The organism is Treponema sp. OMZ 840 (genome assembly GCF_050937815.1).
In the GTDB taxonomy this organism is placed as follows: Bacteria; Spirochaetota; Spirochaetia; order Treponematales; family Treponemataceae; genus Treponema_C.
On sequence record NZ_JACDIJ010000044.1, the window covers coordinates 1 to 618 of the forward strand.

Annotated in this window: 1 pseudogene; it reads right to left on the reverse strand. The window is 42.7% G+C overall.

Going from position 1 to position 618, the window contains the following annotated elements:
• A pseudogene (locus H0R92_RS14040) lies at nucleotides 1-285 on the reverse strand (hypothetical protein); the annotation flags it as partial.
• Between the last annotated feature and the right edge of the window lie 333 nt (nucleotides 286-618).

Below are 618 nucleotides of genomic sequence, written 5' to 3' on the forward strand. Positions count from 1 at the left end.
TACTACATACTCCAAAAAACGGAACGGCATATTCAAGTTGACGGTCGATTGATGTTCTGCAAGTACAATGATTTTATTATCTACAAGGAAGGAAACATCGTTATAAAAGTTCATATACAGGATTTGCTCCAGTCTGATATGACGCAGCTCACAGTCAAGTGACAGCTGTGTTCCGTGCAATGCGTTGTATAAACTGATAAAGTTTGATTTTGCCGACTTATCCGCCCCGAAAAAGTCGGCAAACACCGAGTCCTTATAGGTTCGTTTGGGCTTAGCCTTTGTCATACCTCACCTCCACCTATATATATAGGTGTCAGTTGACAAAAAAAGACACTTTTTCCGAAAAAATATTTTATGACCGGCACGGATGCCGGAAAAAGTCGATTATCCCCGACGTTTTAGGCGGTGTGTACACCGCCTAAAACTCGTAGCATAAAAACTCACACGGATGTGAGTTTTTATGCCCGCCACGGACGGTGGTAAAGGCTATATATCCAATACTGTCTTTACGTGTGAGCAATTCTTCAGAATTGCGAACCTAAAGCTATTTTTATGCGAGTTTTGCAAAGCAAAACTCGTCGTGCAAGTGAGCGGCGCTATGTGAGCCGCTCACTTGCA